Raw genomic sequence first — 25,423 nt, forward strand, 5'->3', positions numbered from 1 at the left:
ATAATGATATTTAAATGCATATACCTTTACTGAGTATACTGATCTGGTTGCCTATATTAGGTGCTATTCCTGTTGCAATGTTAAATAATGTTGATCGAGAGAATCAAGCGCGTTTATTAGCTTTAATGATCGCTTTGTTTTCTTTGATTATGTGTATTCCACTTTGTTTTGGTTTTAATACTTCTATTGCAGAAATGCAATTTATGGAGCATTTTATTTGGATCCCGACTTTTGGAATAAATTATGATTTGGGTATTGATGGAATCTCAATGCCACTAATAATATTATCCTGTTTTACAACTTTGCTAGTCGTACTGGCGTCTTGGACTATGGTTGGAAAAAATATAGGCCAATATTTATCTGCGTTCTTAGTAATACAAGGAACTACAATAGGAGTTTTTTCTGCTTTAGACGCTATACTATTTTATTTCTTTTGGGAGTCTATGTTAATTCCCATGTACCTTAGTATAGGTATTTGGGGTATGAAGAAACGTTCTTATGCAGCTATTAAATTTTTTCTATATGCTTTTATAGGATCTGCTTTACTATTGATAGCTCTAATGTATTTACATGTGCGTTCAGAAAGCTTTTATTTTCTTGATTATTATAAATTGCATATGAGCATGTCTGTTCAGATTTTAATTTTTTTAAGTTTTTTGATTGCTTTTGCTATTAAAGTTCCAATATGGCCTTTTCATACCTGGTTGCTTGATGTACATACTGAAGGTCCGATAGGCGGATCTGTGGCGTTAATGATATTAATGCTAAAAATAGGAGGGTATGGGTTTTTTCGGCTAAGTTTGCCTATCGTGCCAGACGCAAGTCGTTATTTAGATTGGTTAATGATTGGTCTTTCCTTAATAACCATTGTGTATATCGGTATTATTACTATTGCACAGACAGATATGAAGAAATTAATTGCCTATGCCTCTATCGCTCACATGGGATTTGTTACTTTTGGTGCTTTTATGTCGTTGATTACAATACGTACTGGAAATTATCAAAGTGCTTATCTAGGTTTTGAAGGGGCGATAATACAAATGATTACTCATTCCTTTAGTTCTAGTGCGATGTTTTTATCATTTGGAATACTGTATGAACAACTGGGTTCTCAACATATGTGTAATTTTGGTGGTGTTGCCAAAATTATGCCTTATTTCGCAACATTTTTCATGATTTCCTCATTATCAAATATAAGTTTTCCAGGAACTGCTGGTTTTGTAGGTGAATTTATGATTTTACTTAGTACATTTAAGACTGGCTTTTGGATAACTTTTTTGGCAGCTGCTACATTAATTATTGGAGCAGTATATACATTACGAATGTACAAACGAGTATTTTATGGACCGCTCAACGTCTCAGTTGTACAATTAGTGGATGTGAGATTAACTGAAAAGATTATTTTTACGTTAACAACAATGGCAATTATATGGATCGGTCTTTATCCGAATATATTATTAAATGTCTTGCATACAACTTCTAACTATTTATTGCAGGAAGCCATGGACTCAAAGTTATAAATTAGTGAACGAGATGGTATACCGATGTCAACATTACTAAATCTCACTCCTATTTTTCCAGAAATATTTGTGCTGTTAATGGTGTTGATAATTTTAATAGTGGATAGCTTTTTTGTAAGGTATTCTAAAATTCCCTATTATTTTGCTCTAATTACTTTAGTAACGGTTTTTTGGTTAACATATTATGCTTTTTCTGAAAGCGCTTCTTCAGTGAGTCTTATATTGCATCGCATGTTTATTTTAGATAGTTTATCGTTTTATCTTAAACTTTTCATATATTTATCAGTTTTCTACGTTTTTCTTTGTGTGCGTGAATATAATCAGATACGTAAAGTTCCAGATACGGAATTTTACGTATCTGGTCTTTTATCCTTATTAGGAATGATGGTTTTAGTTTCTTCGCATAATCTATTAATAACTTTTTTAGGAATAGAATTGTTATTCCTTCCCACTTGCACCATGATCGCTATGCGATATCAAAACTCTCGATGTGTTGAGGCTGGGATAAAATATTTCGTCACTGGTATTGCTGCTTCTGGGATACTGGCTTATGGAATGTCTATAATTTTTGGTGTTACTCGTAGTTTAGATTTTACTACGATTTGCACAATTGTAGATCAAACTTCTGTGCATAAAAATGCAATTTTAGTTTTTAGTTTAGTATTTATAGTAACTGGTATTGCCTTTAAACTAGGAGCAGCTCCTTTCCACATGTGGATTCCTGATGTTTATGAGGGCGCACCAAGCTCGACAGCTTTATTTATCTCCACTGCACCAAAAATAGCGATTTTCTCCATGATTATACGTTTGCTAGTAGATACATTAACACCTCTACAATGGCAATGGCATAAAATGCTTATAGTGATTTCAATTTTATCTATGGGTATCGGGAATTTTACTGCCATTTTGCAATCTAATGTCAAAAAGATGTTAGCTTATTCATCAATTGCTCATATGGGTTATATGCTGCTTGGAGTTTTATGTGGAACAAAAGAAGGCTATGCAGCGGCTATGTTTTATGTTATTACCTATAGTTTTACTACCTTAGGTAGTTTCAGTATGATTATTTTAATGAGCGTAGGACACCTAGAAGCGGAGAATATTAAGGATTTTTCTGGGTTAAATAAGCGAAATCCATGGTTAGCTTTTGTAATGCTGTTAATTTTGTCCTCTTTAGCAGGTGTGCCGCCTTTGGTTGGATTTATCGCCAAAGTTGGTATTCTCGATGCCTTAATTAGGGCTCATTTGATATGGCTTGCAGCTCTTTCTGTTTTTTTTACTGTTATTGGTGCATATTATTATATCCGATTAATCAAGGTTATGTATTTTGACAGTTCCTCTATTTCTGTTCAGCCTGTACAATATTCGTTAAAAATGAACGTTATGATTTCTGTCAGTGGTTTAACTATTTTTTTCACAGGTATGTTTCCTGAGTGGTTATATACATTGGTTCATTTAACTTTTTGAAAAATTTTGAACATTGAAAATCGATGAGTCTTGCCATCTAGATAGATTATCTATATGATAGTTGTGTTAGTGCGGGGTGGAGCAGTTTGGTAGCTCGTCGGGCTCATAACCCGAAGGTCATAGGTTCAAATCCTATCCCCGCTTTCTAAATCTGTGCTGTGTAACAGGTCGAATTGGGTGTAGTTGATGAAGCCCCGTTTAGGGGTAATTTGGGGGGCTGTTGCCCCTTTTTGTTTATGGGTAGTATAAAATATTTTAAATTACATAAGTTGAACAATTGTTTACGTTGTGCAGTCTTGATAGTAGACTGCGAGGATCAAGAAGTGAAAAAAGATATTTTATTAGTAGTAGATGCAATATCTAATGAGCGTGGGGTATCGAAAGAAGTTATCTTTGAAGCAATAGAATCAGCTGTAGCTACCGTGACTGCAAAACGTTATGACGAAGACGATGTTAAAATTCGTGTATCTATTGATCGGAAAACCGGAGATTATTTTACTTTCCGTTGTTGGACAGTAGTAGAAAATATGGAATGCCTGGAATTACCAGGTCAGCAAATTACTTTGAGTCGAGCACATGAAATTGATTCCGGTTTGAAGACAGGTGATATTGTTGAAGAGTCTGTTCAATCAGTAAAATTTGGTCGTATCGCAGCTCAACAAGCTAAACAAGTAATTATTCATAAAGTTCGTGAAGCTGAACGAGAAAAAGTTATTCAACAATATGAAAAACGAATAGGAGAACTGATTACTGGAGTGGTTAAGCGCGTAAATCGTGATAGTATTATTTTAGACATGGGTGAAAATGCAGAAGCGTTATTATTAAAAGAGGAAATGATTCCTAGGGAGGCTTTTCGGATTAATGATCGTGTGCGTGTTTACTTATTATCTGTTCGAGAAGATAAACGAGGACCTCAGTTATTAGTAAGTCGTACGAGATTAGAATTTTTAATTGAATTATTCAAAATTGAAGTACCGGAGATTGGTGAAGAGATTATTGAGATTAAAGGCGTTTCAAGAGACCCTGGCTCCCGAGCAAAAATTGCCGTTAAAACAAATGATGGTCGAATTGATCCTATTGGAGCTTGTGTAGGCATGAGAGGATCACGCGTTCAAGCAGTCTCCAATAAACTGGGAGGTGAACGTATTGATGTTATTTTGTGGGATGATAATCCAGCACAACTGGTAATTAATGCTATGGCCCCGGCAGAAGTTACGTCTATTGTGGTAGATGAAGATTCTCACACGATGGATCTTGCAGTACCAGAAGAACAACTATCACAAGCAATTGGACGTAATGGACAAAATGTTCGTTTAGCTAGCGAGTTGACAGGTTGGGTTCTTAATGTTATGAGTGAAGCGGAGATGGCACAAAAACATGAAAAAGAAGCAGGTAATATCCGATCTGTTTTCATGGAAAAGTTAGATGTTGATGAAGAAGTTGCAGAAGCACTAGTACAAACAGGATTTACTAGTTTAGAAGAAGTAGCCTATGTGCCAAAAGAGGAGTTACAGAGCGTAGAAGGATTTGATGACGAAATTGCTAGTGAACTTCAACATCGTGCAAGTGATGTTCTACTTACACAGGTAATTTCAGATCAAGAAGGATTAGGCAATCAGAATTCTTTAGAGGACTTATTAAAAATTGAAGGTATGACGAAAGATTTGGCACATCAGCTTTTAACTCATAAGATATTAACTCGAGAGGATTTTGCTGAAAAATCAGTGGACGATTTAAAAGAGATTATTAACATCGATGATGATCTTGCTGCCAGATTAATCATGGCAGCAAGATCTCATTGGTTTTCAGAAAAAAAAAGTTAATTTAGTATGACTAACATAATAAGTGTAAAGCAATTAGCCGGTTTAATACGAATAACTCCGGAATACCTTTTAGCTCGACTAAAAGACGCTGGAGTTGCTATTACCAATATTAACCAAACTATTACTAATGATCAGAAACGAAAATTACTTCTACACTTAAAAACAGTTAGCGATCCTTTGGATAGAGAATATTCAAGAATTATTTTAAAGCGTAAAAAACTCAGTGTTATGAGATTAGGAAAGAAACGTATTAGTGTAGAAATACGCTCTAGATATACTTATGAAAAACCAATTATAATATCCGCAGAAGAACCTTTAAAAGCGTCTGTCCCAAAATCAGTGACATCTGAAATGAAAATAGAAGAGAAGACAGTGAAATCAGCTACTCATGAATTGCCAAATATTCCTAAATCTACACAAATCATCAAACCAAATATTAAAAAAAAGAAGCAATTAGATGAAATTAATAAAGGGATTCCTAAAAAAATTGTTCGTAAAACATCGCGTAGTTGGCGTGAAAATGAAGAATGCAAAGCGTGGGAACGTGAAGAACTTCATATGTCAAAACTTACCGAGGAACGTCGTCGGCGTAAATTGATTTCTGAGGCAACAAATAAAGTTGTTACATCGAAACTTGAACACAGTTTTGCTAAACCAACAGTTCCTATCGTTCATGAGGTAACTATTCCAGAATTCATTACTGTATTTGATCTTGCTCAAAGAATGTCCGTAAAAGCGTCAGTGGTTATTAAAGCTATGATGAAAATAGGAGTAGTTCTTACTGTTAATCAACGAATTGATCAAGAAACAGCAGAAATTATTGTAGGAGAAATGGGCCATACAGCTAAACTTATTAATGGTGATACTGTTGAAAAAGATTTAGAAGCTTCCTTAGTAAAAAAAGAGATTGGAGAATTGAAGTTGCGCCCTCCCATTGTAACAATCATGGGACATGTGGACCATGGTAAGACTTCTCTTTTAGATTATATTCGTCGGACTAAAATAATCAGTACTGAAGCTGGTGGAATAACCCAACATATTGGTGCTTGTTGTGTAGAAACCGCGCTAGGAATGATTACTTTTTTGGATACACCGGGGCATGAAGCATTTACAGCTATGCGAGCTCGTGGAGCTAAATGCACTGATATAATAGTGTTAGTAGTAGCAGCTGACGATGGAGTAATGCCTCAAACAATTGAGGCGATACAACATGCGCGCGCAGCTAAAGTGCCTTTAGTTGTTGCAATTAATAAAATAGATAAACTGGAAGCAGATCCTGATCGAATTAAAACTGAGCTATCTAGACAAAATATTATTCCAGAAGAATGGGGTGGAGAAACTTTATTTCAGTTGGTTTCAGCGAAAACTGGAGAGGGTATTGATGCTTTATTAGAGTGTATTTTACTTCAGGCTGAAGTATTAGAATTGAAAGCTTTAGGCAGTGGACTTGCACGTGGTATAGTAATCGAGTCTCGTTTAGATAAGAAGAGAGGTCCTGTAGCTACTATACTAGTAATGAGCGGGGAACTGCATCCTGGAGATATATTATTGGTCGGACAAGAATATGGTCGCATTCGTGCTATGCTTGATGGCAATGGTTTGCCTTGTTTGCAAGCAAAGCCATCAATACCTGTTGAAGTATTAGGACTATCAAATATACCAATGGCTGGTGAAAAGGCAGTGGTGGTACAGGATGAACGCAAAGCGCGTGCTATTGCGCGTTTTCGTCAAGAAAAGTATCGTGAGATGCGCTTAGCAAAAAAACAAACAACTCTTGTAAAAAAGCATACCTTTAGTTGTATAGCTGAAAAGAATAATATTTTGAACATCGTATTAAAAGCGGATGTTCAAGGCTCACTTGAAGCCTTAATTGAAGCACTTTGTAAACTATCAACTGGTGAGATTTTGGTAAATATCGTTGCTGGTGGAGTAGGTAGAATTACTGAGTCGGACGTGCGATTAGCTATTGCATCAGATGCAGTTATTATTGGTTTTAATGTTCTGGTTGATGTTCCTGCGACTAAAACTCTAGCAGAAAATGAGGGTATTAAATTATGTTATTATAGTGTAATTTACGACCTCATTGATTCAGTAAAAAAAATGTTAAGTGAATTTTTAGCTCCAGAATTTGAAGAAAAGATCATAGGTCTTGCCACAGTGCGTGAAGTTTTTTTCTCTTCTAAAATAGGTACTGTCGCAGGGTGTATGGTGACGACAGGAGTAGTCCGACGTCATTTCCCTTTTCGAATATTACGTGATAAAATAGTTATTTATGAAGGAAAATTGGAGTCTTTGCGTCGTTATAAGGAAGATATAACAGAAGTCCGTCAAGGTGTAGAATGCGGCATCGGAATAAAACATCATAATGATGTAAAAACAGGAGATCGGATTGAAGTTTTCGAGAAAATCCAGGTTGATAAAAAGATTACCTAATACAATATTATTAAATCAACGTCAACGGAAAGTTGCTGACCTTATTCACAAGAAACTAGCTGGATTTTTTAAAAAGGAAGTGCATGATCCTAGATTGTTTGCAGTTGTCTTGACAGCTGTTACTGTTTCTTCTGATTTAAAGAGGGCCAGAGTTTTTTATACGTTTCTAGAAGATCGGAATCTTCTAGAGATTCAGAAGACGCTCAATAAAGCTACAAATTACCTGCGCTGTTTATTAGCTAAGGTTATCATGTTAAGATATGTCCCTTTTTTGTTGTTTTGCTATGATACGTCCATTGAAAGGGGAAATCAGATTCTTTGTTTATTAAATGGGTTATCTACATCGCGTCGGACGATAGACGAGGGATTGTGAGATTAAAAGATTCGCGCAATGCGAAATGCTGTGTTTTGTATACTGATGGGCTTTTCTAACACCAACAAAGATATGTTGGTGTTATTGCTTTAATCGTCTGATATGGACACTAAAAGAAACGCTGTCGACCTTGTATGTCTGTTTTATTTCACGCATTATCTAGAGTATAGAGAAGATTTATTATTTGCAATCTTTCTTTTTGTAGACTAGAAGCGTAGAAGGCGAGTATCCTTTTAAAGCTCGTTTTAGATTCAATCACTATTGTGATCATGTTGCTTTCTAAAATTTGTTTCAAAAAATAAGTAGTTTGTAATTTTATGCACATTCTTCTTGAGAGGAGGAAATAGGTAAAACTAAAATAATTGCGCTGTAGAGACAAAGTATGGAAATAATTATTTGGTTTTCCTATTGTTACCTTTAAAGCTCCAGTTATAATAACCATAGTAATTACTAAGGAGAAATATGAAATGTACGACCCTCGTCTCGTACTAGAATCTTTTGATCCTAAGCTCTTTAAGGCAATTCGAGCAGAAGAAGAAAGACAAGAAAGACATATTGAATTAATTGCTTCGGAAAATTACGTGAGTCCTAAAGTATTAGAGCTACAAGGATCTGTACTAACAAATAAGTATGCAGAAGGATATCCTGGTAGACGTTATTATGGTGGTTGTGAGTTTGTTGATACTATTGAAAAATTAGCTATTGATCGAGCAAAAATCTTGTTCGAAGCTGATTATGCTAATGTTCAACCACATTCTGGTTCTCAAGCTAATGCAGAGGCATACATGGCATTAATGAATACAGGGGATACTTTGTTAGCTATGGATTTATTTCATGGTGGGCATTTGACTCACGGGACATCAGTAAGCTTTTCAGGAAAATATTATAAAGCTATTCATTATGGACTAAACGCAGAGGGTAATATTGATTACGATCAGGTAACAAAATTAGCTAAGATACATAAACCGAAAGTAATTTTAGCTGGATTTTCAGCTTTCTCTGGAATAATAGACTGGCAACGCTTTCGTGAAATTGCTAATGATGTTAATGCATATTTTATGGCGGATATTGCTCATGTAGCAGGTTTAGTAGCAGCTGGAGTTTATCCATCTCCTGTTAACATTGCGGACGTAACAACTACAACTACTCATAAAACACTGCGAGGACCACGTTCTGGATTAATTTTAGCTAAAAGAAATCTTAAATTGGAAAAATTTTTAAATTTATCAGTTTTCCCTGGTGTTCAAGGAGGTCCATTAATGCACGTAATTGCCGCAAAAGCTGTAGCGTTTAAGGAAGCTATGCAACCAGAATTTAAAACGTACGCACAGCAAATTTTAAAAAATGCTCAAGTAATGGCCAATACTATGAAAGAACGCGGTTATACTATAGTCTCTGGTGGAACACAGAATCACATGTTTCTGGTAAATTTACTACACAGAAGTATGTCAGGTAGAGATGCTGAGTTGGTGTTAAGTCGGGCTAATATTATTGTCAATAAAAATACAGTGCCCGGAGAAATGCGCTCACCGTTTATAACAAGTGGTCTTCGTATTGGAACAGCAGCTGTCACTACACGAGGTTTTAAAGAAAAAGAAGTTTTGTGTCTTGCTCACTGGATTTGCGATATTCTAGACGAACCAAACAATAAAAATATGATTTTAAATATCAAAAAGAAAGTAGCTGAATTAACTCAGCAATTTCCTGTCTATCGTCAGAGACGGTACTAAATTGAAATGTATTGTCCTTTTTGCAACGCTGAAGATACTAAGGTAATAGATTCTAGACTGGTGAAAGAAGGCTCTCAAGTGCGTCGACGGCGAGAGTGCTTTAAATGTCAAGAACGTTTTACAACTTTTGAAGTAGCTGAATTAAATTTACCATGGATTATTAAACAAGATGGTCGAAGAAACGCGTTTAATGAAGAAAAATTGCGTATAGGGATATTAAAAGCGTTAGAAAAACGGCCTATTAGTACAGAGCAGATTGAATCTTCTGTACAGCGTATAATTCATAAATTAAGAGCAAGCGGAGAATGTGAAGTAAGTTCTCAATGGATAGGCGAATTAGTAATGGAAGAGCTACGGATGTTAGATGAAGTTGCTTACGTGCGATTTGCTTCTGTTTATCGTAGCTTTCAAGACATTAATGCATTTCGTGACGAAATTTGCCGTTTACGACAAAAGAAACAGCAGAAATCTAATGAAAAATAGTAAGCGTCATAAAGCGCGGCGCTATGCTGTACAAGCCCTTTATCAATGGGATTTTGAAAAGATACAACAAGAGGACATTTTAATTAATCAATTTTTAGAAAAAAATGATAATTTAAGCGTAGACTGGTCATATTTTGAAGATTTAGTGACTGGAACAATTCGACATCTTGCTGATATTAATAGTTTAATGATTATGTATTTGGACCGAGATGTTAACGTTTTAAGTCTTGTGGAGCTTGCAGTATTGCGTTTGGCGACATACGAACTTCTTCATAGAAAAGACGTGCCATATAAAGTAATAATTGATGAAGCGCTGTGGTTAGTGAAAGAATTTGGTGCTGAAGAAGGTTATAAATACGTAAATGCAGTTTTAGATGTATTAAGTTATAAAGTAAGAAAGGAAGGGTGTAAAATGCCGAGGGGTCGCGGGCCGCATGGGCCTAAAAAACTCCGAAAACGAAATCGGAACAAAAGATAAAAGAGCGTTTGGATTTCATTGCGCTGGGTAAACATTGGTAGAAATTACAAGATAAAGATTACCGTTCACTCGAAGGGATCACATCTCTCTTTTTTTCACCTATATATAACTGGCGAGGACGAGTGAGAGGATGATTTGAATCCATCATCTCCATCCAATGCGAGATCCAGCCAACAGTTCTTGATAAAGCAAAAATCACTGTAAACATGTTAGAAGGAATACCAATAGCATGTAGAGCAAGTCCGGAATAAAAATCTACGTTAGGATAAAGTTTCTTTTTAACAAAATAGTCATCTTCTAGCGCTATTTTTTCTAATTTTCTTGCTAGGTTAAATAATGTTTTGTCTCCTTGCTTTGATATATCTAAGACTTTATGACAGGTTTCTCGCATCACTTTTGCCCTCGGATCATAGTTTTTATAAATACGGTGACCAAAACCTATTAAACGAAAAGGATCATCTTTATCTTTTGCTTTTTTAAGATACTTGTTAATATTCTTCTCATGACCTATTGCTTGCAGCATATTAAGACAGGCTTCGTTAGCTCCTCCATGTGCTGGACCCCATAAAGCACTTATTCCTGCTGAAATACATGCGAAAGGATTAGCTCCTGTGGATCCTGCCATACGCACCGTAGCTGTGGAGGCGTTTTGTTCGTGATCAGCGTGCAATATAAAAATTTGATTTATGGCATGCACTAAAATAGGATCCAGGAACTTTTCTTCTTTATCAGAAGTTCCAAACATCATGTAAAGGAAATTTTCAGCATAAGACATATCTTGGCGAGGACGCATAAATGGTTTACCTACTGAGTACTTATAACTCATGGCAGCAATAGTTGGAACTTTTGCTATTAGACGAACAGCAGATAGTTCTCGATGTGCAGGATTATTAATATCAAGAGAGTTATGATAAAACGCTGATAGTGCTCCAAGTACAGAGAGTGTCATAGCCATTGGATGAGCATTACGCTGAAATCCGTTGAAAAAATAAGAGATTTGTTTATGGATATTAATGTGTGTTTTAATAGAATGGATAAACTTTCTTTTTTGGTCGTTACTAGGTAATTCACCATACAAAAGTAAATAACAAACTTCCATATAATCACAATCACATGATTCAGCTAATTGTCTGACAGGGTAACCTCGGTATAGTAAAATACCTTTTTCACCGTCAATAAAGGTGATTTTTGATTTGAAAGCAGCAGTTGAATAAAGACCTATATCTAAAGTATAAACACCGGATTTTCCTAGAGCTTTTATATTGATAACATTCTTACCAAGGACAGGGGATTGTATAGGAAATTCGGCAGATTTATTACCGAAAAAAAGTTTTGCTGTACATTTATTCATGAATATTCCTCATAACGGATAAAAAGTAATCAGATTCAATTAAATTTAGTGATTCTCAGCTTTATATTCTTACAATGAGCTATTGTAAGAAAAATTCTTTGGAATTGATACTCTTCACAATGCGTATAGCTTTACGTAGTCTATATTTTAATCAGCTGTGTATTAAATTTTCAGTTTGTTTTTTTTAATAATATCATTATAATTACACGTGATTACCGCTATAAGCAATATCTCAAACACACGATTTTTACGCTAAGACGTGTTTTAGTATGGAATAATAGAATGTATATTGAACGACAAACAAATCTTGATTTGACCAATTTTCATTTTCCAGTAACAGCTATAGTGTCAATTTTTCATAGAATTTCTGGATTTATCCTGTTTCTGTGCATGCCTCTGATGTTTTATCTTTTATATCAATCTACGTTATCAGAAGTTTCATTTTTGAGCTTGCAAAGGTTGCTTGGTCATAGTTGGATGAAAATAATTATATGGATTACTCTCTCTTCTATTTTGTTTCATTTATTTTCTGGTATGCGTCATCTAGCGATGGACTGTGGTTTTGGAGAATCAGTTTATGCAGGACGTATCACAGCCTGTACGGTTTTTATAATTTCATTTATTGCTGTTGTATTAGTAGGAATATGGATATGGTAAATCAGAAAAGTTATCGAGGTTATAGAAATTGGTGTGTACAACGTATCACCGCTTGTCTGGGTGGTATATACACCGTTTTTGTCATCATTTTTTTAGTCACACATCATCCAATTTCTTATGCAGAATGGAATAATTTATTTACTCATACTACTATGAAAATTTTTACCTTATCGGTAGTTCTCAGTATGTTATGGCATGCATGGATTGGTGTGTGGACGATTATTACCGATTATGTGAAGGATAAGCCGATTCAATTAATACTAGAAGCGGCTGTTTGTTTGTTATTAGTTATTTGTTTTATAATGTGTATTAGTAAATTTTTCAAATAATATAGTGAGTTCAATGTGAATTCTATTCAAGTTGAAGCTTGTGATGTCCTAATTGTGGGAGCCGGTGGTGCTGGGTTGCGTGCTGCTTTAGAGATGGTGCATTCTCGAGAGTATAAAGTGATTGTTATTTCAAAGGTTTTTCCCACTCGATCTCATACTGTTTCTGCACAAGGAGGTATTGCTGCAGCTCTAGGTAACGTAATCCCTGATAAAGCTATTTGGCACATGTATGACACCGTAAAAGGATCTGATTATTTAGGTGATCAAGATGCCATTCAATACATATGTGAGCAAGCGCCTTCTGCAATATACGAATTAGAACATTATGGTTTACCTTTTTCTCGTCTAGAAGATGGTCGTATCTACCAGCGTGTTTTTGGTGGACATACTTGTAATTTTGGAAAAGCAATGGCACACCGTACCTGCTCTTGCTCTGATCGAACAGGGCATGCAATGTTACATACGCTATATCAAAAAAATATAGAAGCTGGAACTCTCTTTTATAATGAATGGTATGGAATTGACTTAATCCGTGGAATTAAAGGTGGAATTGCAGGTTTAATTGCGTTCAATATAGCAACCAACGATGTAGTTTTTTTTAAATCTCGAGCGACAATTTTTGCAACTGGTGGTGCAGGACGCATTTATGAGACTACTAGTAATGCTTATACGAATACTGGAGATGGGGTAGGCATGGCACTTCGAGCTGGATTACCTGTTCAAGACATGGAATTTTGGCAGTTTCATCCAACAGGTATTTATGGTGTCGGATGTTTGATCACTGAAGGTGCTCGTGGTGAAGGCGGATACCTAATTAATGAATCTGAAGAACGTTTTATGGAACGTTATTCGCCGCATTTAAAAGATCTTGATTGTCGAGATATTGTTTCTCGTTCTATTATACAAGAGATCATAATAGGAAACGGAGTTGGTCTAAAAAAGGATCATGTTTTATTAAAATTAGATCACATAGGGGAAAGAATATTACGAGATAGATTACCAGGAATTATTGAACTCTCTGAAAAATTTGCCAATGTTGATATAACCAAAGAGCCAGTGCCTGTTTTGCCTACTTGCCATTATATGATGGGTGGAATTCCTACGACAATTCGTGGACAGGTTTTAACTGTGGATGAGGATGGTAACGATCAGGTGGTTGAGGGTATGTTTGCCGCTGGAGAATGTGCTTGTGTTTCTGTTCATGGGGCTAATCGGTTAGGAACAAATTCCTTATTAGATGTAATTGTTTTTGGTCGAGCAGTTGGGCTATATCTGCGAGAAGCATTAAAAACAGAATTGAAGTATCGTGTTGAAAATACTGATGACATTACTTCTGCCTTAGATCGTCTCAAACGTTGGGATAAATTAGAGAATACAGAAGATCCGATTCAAATTCGCCAAGAAATGACGAAAATCATGTCGGAAGATTTCGGAGTTTTTAGAGATGAAAAACAGATGAGTAATGGATTGAAATGTTTAAAAAATTTAAAAAAGCGATTACAAAACGCAAGATTAATAGACACTAGTCAAACTTTTAACATCGCACGAGTAGAAGCGTTAGAACTTGATAATTTGATTGAGGTGTCTTATGCAACAGCTGTTTGTGCTAAACATCGTAAAGAAAGTCGAGGCGCTCATTCTCGTTATGATTATAGGAAACGCGATGACATCAATTGGTTGAAGCATACAGTCTATTTTCGGGATGGTCGTTTGGCTTACCGTCCTGTTAATATGAAGCCTAAAGCAATAGAACCCTTTTTGCCGCAAGTAAGAGACAACAGAGAGTGAAAAATAAATCCCGCGTGATGACGTTTGAAATCATGCGTTTTAATCCAGAAATAGACAAAGCGCCTTTTTTGAAAGAATATTCTTTAAATGTGTCTACGATACCTGGAAAAATGTTGCTGAATGCCCTAGAAGAGATCAGAAAGAAAAATCCAGATATTGGTTTACGTCGCTCATGCGGTGAAGGCGTATGCGGTTCTGATGGGATGAATATTAATGGAAAAAATGGCTTAGCTTGTATAACTCAGTTGAAAACTCTACCAGATCGAGTGGTGATTCGTCCTTTGCCTGGTTTTCCAATAATTCGAGATTTAATTGTTGATATGAGAAGTTTCTATGATCAATATGAGAAAATAAAACCGTATCTTCTTAACGATCAAGAGATTCCAAAAAAGGAGAGATTGCAATCTCCTGCTAATCGTGCAAAGTTAGATGGACTGTACGAGTGTATTTTATGCGCCTGTTGCTCATCTTCCTGTCCATCTTTTTGGTGGAATCCTAATAGATTTATTGGGCCTGCAGGATTATTATGGTCTTATAGATTCATTGCTGATAGCCGGGATACTAAAAAGCAAGAGCGATTAGATTCTATAAAAGATTCTGACAGTATCTTTCGTTGTAGAACTATTATGAATTGTGCGGTGGTATGTCCTAAAAACCTTAATCCAACGAAAGCAATTCGAAAAATACGTATGGAGATGCTGTATAACACAGTAATAAAACATAAATGAGTGTATATTTCTTAAATTTTTCAGAAAGTGGATTATAAAAAATTGAGTTAAAGCAGAGAGATTCCGTGGAGACATTCCAAGAAAGTTCGTATTTGTCTAGCAATAATACTGTTTATATCGAAACACTTTATGAGCATTTTCTTAGAGATCCTAGAAGTGTCAATGAGGGATGGTTTCGCTGTTTTTGTTCTCTGTCACAGCATGCGTCTGTACAGAGTATGACACATAGTGAAATACGGGAAAGTGATATGGTACAAAGAGGTAGATTTGCTATTATTCCCAGCACAAGATTGAAATCTATTGCCAATCAGACAGCTGTTAGTTTGTTAATTTCAGCTTATCGGCAATTCGGTTATTTTAAAGCAAAGATTAATCCTCTAAAAGATAATTTGTTCTTTTCAGAAGGTCCGTGTTTAGAATTACATTATTACAACTTAACGATGGCTAATTTTGAAGAAAAATTTTTTACTGATGGCTTGTTACATGGTCCTCAGACCTTAAAAGAAATATACAATCGTTTATGCAAAGTTTACTGTGGTTCTATTGGTATTCAATTCAATACGATCTTAAATGAGCAAGAGAGAAGCTGGTTACAATACTATATGGAACACCGACTGTACAATACTCCTTTTAATAGGGAAGTTAAAAGGAGTATTTTAAGACAATTAATATCAGCAGAGACTCTTGAAAAGTACCTTGAAATGAAATATGTGGGTCAGATACGCTATTCTTTAGAAGGAGGTGAAAGTTTAATTCCTCTATTAAGAGAATTAATAGAAAAGTCGTGTGAAAATCAAATAGACGAGGTAGTCATTTGTATGGCTCATCGTGGTCGAATTAATGTACTATTAAATGTTATGGGTCAATCGGCTGCTGAGTTATTTCAAGAGTTTGAAGGTGGAAAAAAAGGTCGAAGTTTAGCATCAAGTGGTGATGTAAAATATCATCGAGGTTACTCACAGGATGTAAAAGTGGGTAAACGTTCTATTCATTTATCATTAGCTTTTAATCCTTCACATTTAGAATTTATATGTCCTGTTGTTATGGGATCTGTACGCGCAAGACAGGAAAGAAAACACAAGCAAAATCCAGATTACGCGATGGCTATTATGATTCATGGAGATGCTGCCTTTTCTGGAGAAGGAATTATTATGGAAATACTTAATATGTCGCAAACAAGAGCCTATTATATAGGTGGATCTATTCACGTCATTTTAAATAACCAATTAGGGTTCACTACCAGTAATCCTAAAGATGCGCGATCTTCTTTGTATTGTACAGATATAGCTAAGATGATAGATGCTCCTGTGCTTCATGTTAATGGAGATGATCCTGAAGCTGTGATTTTAGTTATTCAATTAGCATTGGACTATCGAATGAAATTTCATAAAGATATCTTTATTGATCTCGTTTGTTACCGTCGTCATGGTCATCAGGAAGTGGATGATCCAATGCCTACTCAGCCAAAAATGTATAAGACTATTCAGAAACATTCCACTACTCGGGATCTTTATGCAAGAGATCTTGTTGAAAAAAAAATTTGTACTGCTAAAGAAATTGATGTATGGGTAGAAAAATATCGTACATGTCTTGATGAAGGAAGACAAATAGTAAATGCGAAGATTGTTTCTAATGGAGTATTTACTGATTGGTTTCCTTATCTTGATAAAAAACAGACTACTACTATGGTTATTGATACAACTATTTCATTAAAAAAATTAAAAACACTTGGCAAAAGGCTTTTTGTATTTCCAAATGCATTGCAACTTCATCGTAAGGTACTGAATATTTATAAGGCAAGGCTTGATATGCTTGAAGGTAAAATTCCTATAGATTGGGGTTTTGGGGAAATGATTGCTTATGCCTCTTTATTATCGGCAGGGCATTCAGTACGATTAGTAGGACAAGATTCACGACGCGGTACTTTTTTTCATCGTCATGCTGTTGTATTTGATCAAGATACTGGTGAAGAATATGAACCGCTAAAATCTCTAGAAAATAAACAAGCAAAAGTATATATTTATGATTCTTTGCTGTGTGAAACTGGTGCGCTGGGATTCGAATATGGTTATTCTGCTACGGATCCAAAATCATTGATTATTTGGGAAGCTCAATTCGGTGATTTCGCCAATGTAGCTCAGGTAATTGTTGATCAATTTATAAGTTCAGGATGGCAAAAATGGAATCGTTTATCGAATGTGGTGATGTTTTTGCCACATGGTTATGAAGGTAAGGGTCCCGAGCATTCTTCAGCTAGATTAGAACGTTATTTACAGTTGTGCGCCCAAAATAATATACAGGTGTGTGTTCCTACAACGCCAGCACAAATTTTTCATTTATTGAGACGTCAAGTATTTAGTTCCTATAGGAAACCATTGATTGTTATGACGCCAAAGAGTTTATTGCGACACAAATTAGCGGTTTCCTCTTTAGAGGATTTAACTCATGGTCAATTAAAATTGATTATACCAGAAATCGATCTACAAGATTTAAAAAAAGTAAAACAAGTTGTACTTTGTAGTGGTAAGGTTTATTATGACTTGCTGATTAAACGGCGAGAAAACGGATTAAATGATATTGCTTTGATTCGCATTGAGCAATTGTATCCATTTCCTTATGAAGAATTGAGAAGAACATTTGAGAGGTTTTCTAATTTAGAACGAGTAGTTTGGTGTCAGGAAGAACCTAAAAATCAGGGGGCTTGGTTCTATATTCGTCATAGACTTGAAAGATGTTTACAAGACAAACAGCAATTGGGCTATGTAGGACGTCCCGATGAAGCTGTGCCAGCTACTGGTTATTCGGAATTGCATTTAAAGGTACAAAATAAATTGATTAGCGAAGCTTTGAATCTGTAGGGCTTTTTTAGAAATGTCTATAATTGAAATTAAGGTTCCTTTACTTCCAGAGTCTGTTACCGACGCTACAATAGCAAAATGGTATAAACAACAAGGTGATGTCGTCTCTCAAAATGAAAATCTAGTCGATTTAGAAACTGACAAAATAGCGTTGGAAGTCCATGCACCAAAAAGCGGTATCATCAAAAAGACAGTATTTAAAGAAGGAGCAGTGGTAAAGTCGGGTGATGTTCTGGTAGCTCTAGAAGTAAGTACAATAGATGCAGTTGTGGGTCTAGAAGAAAAAAAAGGCACAGAAGATACGATAGAAGTTATCGAAGTGAAAAAACCCAAAACGCTTAATAAACGTGAAAAAAAATTTGGTCCTTCTGTGCGTCGATTGATTTCTAGGGAAGATCTTGTTGGTATCAATAAAGTTTTAGTGGAGAACGATAAAGAAAAACATATTACACAGAAGAATGCGGAAAGTTATTCAGACAATCAAACAGATAAGTATAAAGAAGAGCAAGAGATTATCCGGGAGGACATAAAAAAAACTCGGATAGAAAAACGAGTTCCTCTTTCTAGAATTCGGCAACGTATTGCGGAGCGTTTGGTTCGTATACAACAGGAAGCTGCGTTATTAACTACCTTCAATGAAATTAATATGCAAATGGTAGTGGATCTAAGAAAAAAATATTGTGATGAATTTGAAAAAAAACATAAAGTTCGTTTAGGGTTCATGTCTTTCTTTGCGAAAGCCTCAGTTGAAGCTTTGAAGAACTTTCCATTGGTAAATTCTTCTATTGACAAGAATGACATTGTTTATCACGACTACTATGACATTGGTATTGCGATAGGTGCAAAACGTGGCTTAGTGGTCCCTATTCTTAGAAACGTGGAAAACATGAGTATAGTCAATATTGAAAGGAAAATTAGGGAATATGCTGTTCGAGCTCAAGAAGGATGTTTAAGTATTGATGAGTTAACAGGTGGAACATTTACGATTACTAATGGAGGTACTTATGGGTCTCTATTATCAACACCAATTATTAATCTCCCGCAGACTGCCATTTTAGGGATGCATAAGATTGAAGACCGACCTATTGTGGAGCAAGGTCGTATTGTGATTCGACCAATAATGTTAGTAGCTTTATCTTACGATCATCGCATCATTGACGGACGTGAAGCGATACTCTTTTTGGTTACTATTAAGAAATTACTAGAAAATCCATTTCGACTGATATTGGAGATATAAATAGGTGAGAGTTATTTAAGAATTGTTTGTGGAATACAAAAAGAATAAACATGAATCTACATGAATATCAATCGAAACGTTTATTAAAGAAATATGGTATACCTGTACCTTTAGGCAAAGTAGTTTCTAGCGTAGAATCGGCTGTCAATGCAGCTGATAAAATTGGTGACGATTGTTGGGTAGTAAAAGCACAAGTACACGCGGGTGGGCGTGGAAAATCAGGAGGCGTTTGTTTAGTTAAAGGTAAGAAAGAACTGCAGGCTGTTGTAAAAGACTTACTAGGGAAGCGTTTAGTCACCTATCAAACAAGTAAATATGGTCAGATGATAAAGCAAGTGTTGATTGAAAAAAAATCAAATATCTTGCAAGAATTGTATTTAAGTATGACAATTGACCGTTCTATTCAAAAAATTGTTCTTTTGGCTTCTACAGAAGGCGGAGTTGAAATTGAAACTGTGTTAATGCAATCTCCGGGAAAAATATTAAAAATAGTTATTGATCCTGTGATTGGATTGCAACCTTTTCAGGGTCGGCAATTGTTTTTTAATCTAAACTTAGATCTTGCACAAATGCAATCGTTTACGGATATTGTTGTTGGATTATATCAATTGTTTATTGCATACGATTTAAGTTTATTGGAAATTAATCCTCTCGCAGTGACTGATATGGGAGAATTGCTTTGTTTAGATGTGAAATTAGATATAGATGATAATGCTCTCTATCGTCAGTCGAATCTTCAGGAAATGCGTGACATAACACAAGAAGACGAATTTGAAACTTTAGCACGACAGCAAGGATTAAGCTATTTTAAGTTAGATGGTAATATTGGCTGTATGGTAAACGGTGCGGGACTTGCAATGGCTACAATGGATCTGATTACATTAGAAGGTGGAGAACCGGCTAATTTTTTGGATGTAGGTGGCAGTGTTACCAAAAATCGAGTGGTTGAAGCTTTTAAGGTTATTATTGCGGATAGGAATGTTAAAGGAATTCTTGTAAATATTTTTGGTGGCATTGTCCGCTGTGACTTAATTGCAGAAGGTATTATTGATACGGTAAAAAAAATAGGTATTCATGTTCCAGTGGTTGTCCGTTTAGAAGGAAATAATGCCAAATTAGGAACTGAGAAACTTATGAAAAGCAACGCGAATATTGTTACTATAAGGAATTTTTCAGATGCGGCGAAGGAAATTGTCGCGCAAGTTAAGAAGAAAATAGTACGATACAGATGAGTATTTTGATTAATAAAGAAACAAAAGTAATTTGTCAAGGTTTTACAGGAAAACACGGTACTTTTCATTCTGAGCAAGCTTTACAATATGGAACAAAAATGGTGGGCGGTGTAACGCCTGGAAAAGGAAAACAAACACATTTAGGATTGCCTGTTTTTAATAGTGTACACGAAGCCGTCAGGAAAACTGGTGCCACTGCTACTATGATTTTCGTGCCAGCACCTTTTTGCAAAGATTCTATTATTGAGGCAATCGATTCGGGAATTGATTTAGTAGTCTGTATTACTGAAGGAATTCCTATTTTAGATATGCTAATGATTACGTCTTACCTTAAACAACGGAAGAGCCTTAATGTCACACGTTTGATTGGACCAAATTGTCCCGGAGTCATTACACCAGGCGAGTGTAAAATTGGAATTATGCCAGGATATATTCACCAACCTGGAACAGTTGGTGTTGTTTCACGTTCTGGAACTTTGACTTATGAAGCTGTAAGTCAAATCACACAGTTAGGTTTTGGTCAGAGTACTTGTGTAGGTATTGGGGGTGACCCGATTTTAGGAACTCATTTTATCGATATTTTACAGTTGTTTGAAAGAGATTCTCAGACAGAAGCTATGGTGATGGTAGGAGAGATCGGTGGGACAGCAGAAGAAGAAGCAGCAGAATTCATTAAGTCCTATATAAGTAAACCAGTGATTTCCTATATTTCTGGGGTAACTGCTCCTTCTGGTAAACGAATGGGGCATGCAGGGGCTGTTATCTTAGAAGGCAAAGGAACAGCAGCAAATAAATACGCGGCCTTAGAAGCTGCGGGTGTATTTACTGTAAGGTCTCCTGCGGAGATTGGTCGGAGGATTGCTGAAATAATAGGATAAGTTTACTTGTGAATATTGTTTTCAGTTGTAATACAAGAAATGCGTTTTAAAAAGTTTGAAAGCTCTCTTGTGTCTTTTGTAGTCTAATGTTTTCTTCTTTTCTTAGGGTAAAAATCTCATAACCATTTTCAGTCACTGCGAGTGTATGCTCCCATTGAGCTGATAAACAGCGATCCTTGGTGACAACTGTCCACCCATCGTTGAGTAATTCAATATGCCGTTTTCCAGTGTTGATCATTGGTTCTATTGTAAACGTCATTCCTGGTTCTAACACAATACCTTTATCGAAAGTTTTATAATGTAGAACTTGTAACTCAGGTTCATGAAATAAACTTCCTATACCATGACCACAATATTCTCGAACAACAGAATAGTGATTTTTTTCTGCATGATCCTGTATAGCGGCTCCGATGTCGCACAACCGTGTTCCTGGTTTCACCATAGAAATTCCGATATAAAGACATTCTTGTGTAACGTGAATAAGCCTTTTTTCATGATCTGAAATGTTACCAACGGCAAACATTTTGCTAGTATCTCCATGATAACCATGTTTTAAAACAGTAACATCAATATTTATGATGTCACCTTCTTTTAATTTTTTATCGTTGGGGATTCCATGACATACAACATGGTTAACCGATGTACAAATAGATTTAGGAAATCCTAAGTAATTTAATGGAGCAGGTATTGCTGATTGAACGCGTGTGATGTAATTATGACAGATCGTATTAAGCGTATTAGTGGTAACCCCTTTTTTTACATAAGGTTCGATCATCTCGAGTACTTCAGCTGCTAAGCGACCTGCAATACGCATTTTTTCTAATTCTTCAGATGTCTTGATTGATATAGGCATTCCTTTTTGAGTATAAAGGTTTTATTCTAAGAAATACAAGAAACGCAGTTTTTATTTATTTTACTAAACTTCCATCATTCTATTCTTTATACTATAATAGGATACTATAATAAGTATGTTTTAGCGATATGTTGGTTCTCAATTTTTAAAATGTCTTAGTGTTTAAAAAGGTATTGTAAAGAGATAATATGAGTGAAATAACCATTCGTCATATGTTAGAAGCCGGTGTTCATTTTGGGCATCAGGCTCGTTATTGGAATCCGAAGATGGCTCCGTATATTTATGGGACTCGCCAAAAAATTCATATTATTAATCTTGAAAAGACATTGTCTCTTTTTCGTGAGGCTTTGGCTTTCGTTAGAAGTGTATCTATGAAACGAGGCAAAATTCTGTTTGTAGGTACTAAGTTTCCAGCTCGTGCAGTTGTAAAAGAAGAGGCTATTCGTTGTAACATGCCTTATGTAAATTGTCATTGGTTAGGAGGTATGTTGACTAATTATAAGACTATTCGACAGTCAGTTAAGCGTCTAAAAGAATTAGAAGAGTATTTGAAAAATGAGGATACTCTTATGGGAATGACAAAGAAGGAAATTTTAAATTTGATGGGAGAGCAAGAAAGATTGTCAGCGAATTTATCGGGAATCAAAAATATGAGTGGTTTACCAGATGTTTTGTTTATCATCGATGTGGGCCATGAGAAGATAGCTGTACAAGAAGCTAAACGTTTGAATATTCCAGTTGTTGGTATAGTTGATACAAACGAAAGTCCGGATAATATTAGTTATGTTATTCCTGGTAATGATGATGCCGTGCATGCTATTCGATTATACTGCAAAGCAATTTCTTGTACCATTATTAGTGTTCATAATACTTTTAATTTAGAAAAAGAAGCAGAGAACAGGAAAAAAAATGAAATTAAAAAAGAAGATAATAAGAGAGAAGACTAAGAGTAAAGATTACTACGGTATAGTATATAGGGTTGTATAGTGATGATTATTACTGCAGCTATGGTTAAGGCGTTACGAGAGATTACAGGTGCTGGTATTATGTCGTGTAAAACAGCTTTACAAGTTACCAACGGTAATATAGAAGTTGCCATTCAAGAATTAAAAAAACTGGGTGAAATAACAGCGACTAAATTAGTTGAAAAAAAGACAAAGGAGGGAGTATTGGTTATCGAGGTAAATGATAACGAAAAGAAAGGATTTATGGTGGAGGTAAATTGTCAAACTGACTTCGTAGCGCGCAATGAAGCGTTTATAAAGTTTGCTCAAAAAATTGCTAGACGTGGTTTAAAAGAGGAAACAACTAATGTTGCCGACACACTTGCCCTTACTATTCATACTGATATATCAAAGACTATAGAGAGCGCCAGAAAAGAGCTTGCTGCTAGAATGGGAGAGAATATCCAGGTCCGTCGTGTGGCGTTATTATTTGCTGATGGTGTTATTGGTCATTATGTTCATAGAAATCGCATTGGAGTTTTGGTAGCACTTCATTCTGATAAAACAAGTCTAGCTAAAGATATTGCTATACATATTGCTGCTTTTAATCCACAGGTAATTAGTTCTAATGATGTATCTAAAAAGGTAGTAAGTAAGGAGAAGGAAATTTTAACAGCACAAGCGAAAAGAGACGGAAAACCAGAAAGGGTTATTAATAGAATAGTGGAAGGTCGTTTAAATAAATTCTTGAAGGAAATGAGTCTAGAGGGACAGGCTTTTTTGAAAGATTCAAAAATTTCAGTGGGAGATTTATTGCAATCGGAAAAATCAACTGTTACAGATTTTATTCGCTTTGAAGTAGGTGCATAAAGACAAAGAAAAATTAGAAAATTGTGTAGAGTTGGCGTTGGAGATTCGTTAGTGAAGAGTGGGGTTCGTCCGCTTTATTGGAGGGTTCTATTAAAGGTGAGTGGCGAGGCTCTTGTGGGAAAGGGAGTATGTACTATTGATCCCACTATTTTAGATCGTATAGCAGGCGATATCATTCGAGTCTATAAGTTAGGCGTCCAAGTAGCAATTGTTATCGGTGGTGGAAATATCTTCCGAGGTGTTACTTTGCAAAGAGCTGGGATTAGCCGCATAACAGGTGATTATATGGGTATGTTGGCGACATTGATAAACGCATTAGCTTTAAGAGACGCTTTTGAACGCATTAATTTACCGGTTCGCATTTTATCTGCTATTCCTATGACAGGAGTAGCGGATGCCTTTCATCGAAGAAAAGCAATTCATCATTTACAGAAAGGACGTATTGTAATTTTTGCTTCCGGAACTGGAAATCCTTTAGTGACTACTGATTCAGCAGCTAGTTTGCGCGGTATTGAAATTGACGCTGATGTGGTTCTTAAGGCTACTAATGTAGATGGCATTTATTCAGATGATCCAGAAAAAAATTCAAAGGCAAGACTTTATAAGCATTTAACTTATAAGGAAGCTCTAGAAAAGGAGTTAGCTATCATGGATCTTGCTGCATTTTTTCAATGTCGAGATCATAACATGCCATTAAGAATTTTTAACATTAATAAACCAGGGACTTTACTTCGAGTGGTTATGGGTATAGAAGAAGGGACTTTAGTGGATCAAGGTTAAGAGAGAATGTTTATATGATTAATAATGGTATAGTTAATAAGACGAAAGTTCGTATGGAAAAAAGTGTGGAAACTTTAAAAACTGGATTAACAAAACTGCGAGCTGGACGTGCGCATCCGAGCTTATTAGAGTATATTAAAGTGCAACATCATAATAGTGGTGTGAATGTTCCTCTTAGTCAAGCAGCAACGATTTCTGTTGAAAATTCTCATATGCTTATAATTTCTCCCTGGGAAGAGAATATGATAGATAAGATTAAGAAAGCTGTTCAATCTGCTAATCCTAGTTTAAATCCATTCGTCGCTGGGACAATAATTCGGGTGCCATTACCTCCTTTAACAGAAGAGAGGCGTAGGGAATTCACCCGTATAGTTAGGGACGAAGCTGAAGTAGCGCGGGTAACAATACGAAATATTCGTCGAGAGGCTAATAATAATCTAAAAAAATTATTAAAAAAAAGAGAAATTAATGAAGATGAAGAACGGAGAATACACGTTAGCATTCAAAAACTTACTGATGAGAAAATTTTAGAGATAAATAAAATTATTTCTAAAAAGATAGCTGACTTAATGTCTATATAATAAATAGATGTTCTCCAGTTTCTGAAAAAC

Annotated in this window: 21 protein-coding genes, 1 tRNA gene and 1 pseudogene; 21 read left to right on the forward strand and 2 right to left on the reverse strand. The window is 35.6% G+C overall.

The features are described 5' to 3' along the window. Positions 1–14 precede the first annotated feature (14 nt). From Z664_RS00745 to nusB, 9 genes and pseudogenes are all read left to right on the forward strand, one after another. Positions 15–1,520 (forward strand): complex I subunit 4 family protein, encoded by a 1,506-nt coding sequence (locus Z664_RS00745; protein WP_039669838.1) that lies wholly within the window; start codon positions 15–17, stop codon positions 1,518–1,520. Positions 1,521–1,544: 24 nt separating this feature from the next. After that, positions 1,545–2,987, forward strand: a complete 1,443-nt coding sequence (nuoN, locus tag Z664_RS00750) for an NADH-quinone oxidoreductase subunit NuoN (protein WP_039669839.1) — start codon at positions 1,545–1,547, stop codon at positions 2,985–2,987. A 70-nt stretch (positions 2,988–3,057) separates the two neighbouring features. After that, positions 3,058–3,131, forward strand: a tRNA-Met gene (locus tag Z664_RS00755). Between the two features lie 179 nt (positions 3,132–3,310). Then, positions 3,311–4,810, forward strand: a complete 1,500-nt coding sequence (gene nusA, locus Z664_RS00760; RefSeq protein WP_039670187.1) for a transcription termination factor NusA — start codon at positions 3,311–3,313, stop codon at positions 4,808–4,810. 6 nt (positions 4,811–4,816) lie between these two features. Continuing rightward, positions 4,817–7,243: a translation initiation factor IF-2 gene (gene infB, locus Z664_RS00765; RefSeq protein ID WP_039669840.1), complete on the forward strand. Its 2,427-nt coding sequence runs from the start codon at positions 4,817–4,819 to the stop codon at positions 7,241–7,243. Further along, a complete protein-coding gene (gene rbfA / locus Z664_RS00770) occupies positions 7,227–7,616 on the forward strand; it encodes a 30S ribosome-binding factor RbfA (RefSeq protein ID WP_326844783.1) in 390 nt (129 codons plus the stop codon). Before infB ends, rbfA begins: the two co-directional genes overlap by 17 nt. A gap of 467 nt (positions 7,617–8,083) precedes the next feature. Further along, positions 8,084–9,346: a serine hydroxymethyltransferase gene (glyA, locus tag Z664_RS00775; RefSeq protein ID WP_039669841.1), complete on the forward strand. Its 1,263-nt coding sequence runs from the start codon at positions 8,084–8,086 to the stop codon at positions 9,344–9,346. A 6-nt stretch (positions 9,347–9,352) separates the two neighbouring features. After that, complete coding sequence (nrdR, locus tag Z664_RS00780) at positions 9,353–9,829, forward strand: transcriptional regulator NrdR (RefSeq protein ID WP_039669842.1); 477 nt, start codon at positions 9,353–9,355, stop codon at positions 9,827–9,829. Next, a pseudogene (gene nusB, locus Z664_RS00785) lies at positions 9,819–10,229 on the forward strand (transcription antitermination factor NusB); the annotation flags it as partial. The gene nrdR and the pseudogene nusB, both read left to right, overlap by 11 nt. A 136-nt stretch (positions 10,230–10,365) precedes the next feature. On the opposite strand, the gene gltA reads toward nusB, so the two are convergent. Next, positions 10,366–11,658, reverse strand: coding sequence for a citrate synthase (gltA, locus tag Z664_RS00790; RefSeq protein WP_039669843.1), 1,293 nt, complete (start codon positions 11,656–11,658; stop codon positions 10,366–10,368). A gap of 282 nt (positions 11,659–11,940) precedes the next feature. Between gltA and sdhC the strand changes: the two genes are divergently transcribed. The 8 genes from sdhC to sucD all read left to right on the forward strand — a co-directional run bounded on the left by sdhC (position 11,941) and on the right by sucD (position 21,365). Then, positions 11,941–12,315, forward strand: coding sequence for a succinate dehydrogenase, cytochrome b556 subunit (sdhC, locus tag Z664_RS00795; RefSeq protein ID WP_039669844.1), 375 nt, complete (start codon positions 11,941–11,943; stop codon positions 12,313–12,315). Then, a complete protein-coding gene (gene sdhD, locus Z664_RS00800) occupies positions 12,309–12,644 on the forward strand; it encodes a succinate dehydrogenase, hydrophobic membrane anchor protein (RefSeq protein WP_039669845.1) in 336 nt (111 codons plus the stop codon). Before sdhC ends, sdhD begins: the two co-directional genes overlap by 7 nt. Before the next feature lie 15 nt (positions 12,645–12,659). Next, positions 12,660–14,432, forward strand: coding sequence for a succinate dehydrogenase flavoprotein subunit (gene sdhA / locus Z664_RS00805; protein ID WP_039669846.1), 1,773 nt, complete (start codon positions 12,660–12,662; stop codon positions 14,430–14,432). Positions 14,433–14,449: 17 nt separating this feature from the next. Continuing rightward, complete coding sequence (locus tag Z664_RS00810; protein ID WP_039670190.1) at positions 14,450–15,160, forward strand: succinate dehydrogenase iron-sulfur subunit; 711 nt, start codon at positions 14,450–14,452, stop codon at positions 15,158–15,160. A gap of 92 nt (positions 15,161–15,252) precedes the next feature. Further along, a complete protein-coding gene (locus tag Z664_RS00815; RefSeq protein WP_245591081.1) occupies positions 15,253–18,018 on the forward strand; it encodes a 2-oxoglutarate dehydrogenase E1 component in 2,766 nt (921 codons plus the stop codon). Positions 18,019–18,031: 13 nt separating this feature from the next. Beyond that, positions 18,032–19,255: a 2-oxoglutarate dehydrogenase complex dihydrolipoyllysine-residue succinyltransferase gene (odhB, locus tag Z664_RS00820; RefSeq protein ID WP_039669848.1), complete on the forward strand. Its 1,224-nt coding sequence runs from the start codon at positions 18,032–18,034 to the stop codon at positions 19,253–19,255. A 50-nt stretch (positions 19,256–19,305) separates the two neighbouring features. Continuing rightward, positions 19,306–20,487, forward strand: coding sequence for an ADP-forming succinate--CoA ligase subunit beta (gene sucC, locus Z664_RS00825; protein WP_039669849.1), 1,182 nt, complete (start codon positions 19,306–19,308; stop codon positions 20,485–20,487). Continuing rightward, positions 20,484–21,365 (forward strand): succinate--CoA ligase subunit alpha, encoded by an 882-nt coding sequence (sucD, locus tag Z664_RS00830; RefSeq protein WP_039669850.1) that lies wholly within the window; start codon positions 20,484–20,486, stop codon positions 21,363–21,365. The genes sucC and sucD overlap by 4 nt, the downstream gene beginning before the upstream one ends. 46 nt (positions 21,366–21,411) lie before the next feature. Here sucD and map read toward each other — a convergent pair whose 3' ends face one another. Next, positions 21,412–22,218 (reverse strand): type I methionyl aminopeptidase, encoded by an 807-nt coding sequence (map, locus tag Z664_RS00835; protein WP_039669851.1) that lies wholly within the window; start codon positions 22,216–22,218, stop codon positions 21,412–21,414. A 188-nt stretch (positions 22,219–22,406) separates the two neighbouring features. Here map and rpsB point away from each other — a divergent pair, with 188 nt between their 5' ends. From rpsB to frr, 4 genes are read left to right on the forward strand one after another with little or no spacing between them, the layout of a single operon-like run. Then, positions 22,407–23,165, forward strand: coding sequence for a 30S ribosomal protein S2 (gene rpsB, locus Z664_RS00840; RefSeq protein ID WP_039669852.1), 759 nt, complete (start codon positions 22,407–22,409; stop codon positions 23,163–23,165). Positions 23,166–23,207: 42 nt separating this feature from the next. Next, complete coding sequence (gene tsf / locus Z664_RS00845; protein WP_039670191.1) at positions 23,208–24,032, forward strand: translation elongation factor Ts; 825 nt, start codon at positions 23,208–23,210, stop codon at positions 24,030–24,032. 51 nt (positions 24,033–24,083) lie between these two features. Further along, entirely contained in the window at positions 24,084–24,812 is a 729-nt protein-coding gene (gene pyrH, locus Z664_RS00850) for a UMP kinase (RefSeq protein WP_039669853.1), read from the forward strand. A 17-nt stretch (positions 24,813–24,829) separates the two neighbouring features. Next, on the forward strand, positions 24,830–25,393 hold the full coding sequence (frr, locus tag Z664_RS00855; RefSeq protein WP_439895524.1) for a ribosome recycling factor: 564 nt from the start codon (positions 24,830–24,832) through the stop codon (positions 25,391–25,393). Positions 25,394–25,423: the final 30 nt, after the last annotated feature.

Source organism: Coxiella endosymbiont of Amblyomma americanum (genome assembly GCF_000815025.1).
In the GTDB taxonomy this organism is placed as follows: domain Bacteria; phylum Pseudomonadota; class Gammaproteobacteria; order Coxiellales; family Coxiellaceae; genus Coxiella.

What these genes read in the sequence shown, in the direction of transcription:
- Z664_RS00745 (WP_039669838.1), top strand. Translation starts at nt 15, where the DNA reads ATGCATATACCTTTACTGAGTATACTGATCTGGTTGCCTATATTAGGT.
- tsf (WP_039670191.1), top strand. Translation starts at nt 23,208, where the DNA reads ATGATTATTACTGCAGCTATGGTTAAGGCGTTACGAGAGATTACAGGT.
- glyA (WP_039669841.1), top strand. Translation starts at nt 8,084, where the DNA reads ATGTACGACCCTCGTCTCGTACTAGAATCTTTTGATCCTAAGCTCTTT.
- nuoN (WP_039669839.1), top strand. Translation starts at nt 1,545, where the DNA reads ATGTCAACATTACTAAATCTCACTCCTATTTTTCCAGAAATATTTGTG.
- sucD (WP_039669850.1), top strand. Translation starts at nt 20,484, where the DNA reads ATGAGTATTTTGATTAATAAAGAAACAAAAGTAATTTGTCAAGGTTTT.
- sdhD (WP_039669845.1), top strand. Translation starts at nt 12,309, where the DNA reads ATGGTAAATCAGAAAAGTTATCGAGGTTATAGAAATTGGTGTGTACAA.
- Z664_RS00810 (WP_039670190.1), top strand. Translation starts at nt 14,450, where the DNA reads ATGACGTTTGAAATCATGCGTTTTAATCCAGAAATAGACAAAGCGCCT.
- map (WP_039669851.1), bottom strand. Translation starts at nt 22,218, where the DNA reads ATGCCTATATCAATCAAGACATCTGAAGAATTAGAAAAAATGCGTATT.
- gltA (WP_039669843.1), bottom strand. Translation starts at nt 11,658, where the DNA reads ATGAATAAATGTACAGCAAAACTTTTTTTCGGTAATAAATCTGCCGAA.
- nrdR (WP_039669842.1), top strand. Translation starts at nt 9,353, where the DNA reads ATGTATTGTCCTTTTTGCAACGCTGAAGATACTAAGGTAATAGATTCT.
- rpsB (WP_039669852.1), top strand. Translation starts at nt 22,407, where the DNA reads ATGAGTGAAATAACCATTCGTCATATGTTAGAAGCCGGTGTTCATTTT.
- sucC (WP_039669849.1), top strand. Translation starts at nt 19,306, where the DNA reads ATGAATCTACATGAATATCAATCGAAACGTTTATTAAAGAAATATGGT.
- infB (WP_039669840.1), top strand. Translation starts at nt 4,817, where the DNA reads ATGACTAACATAATAAGTGTAAAGCAATTAGCCGGTTTAATACGAATA.
- odhB (WP_039669848.1), top strand. Translation starts at nt 18,032, where the DNA reads ATGTCTATAATTGAAATTAAGGTTCCTTTACTTCCAGAGTCTGTTACC.
- sdhC (WP_039669844.1), top strand. Translation starts at nt 11,941, where the DNA reads ATGTATATTGAACGACAAACAAATCTTGATTTGACCAATTTTCATTTT.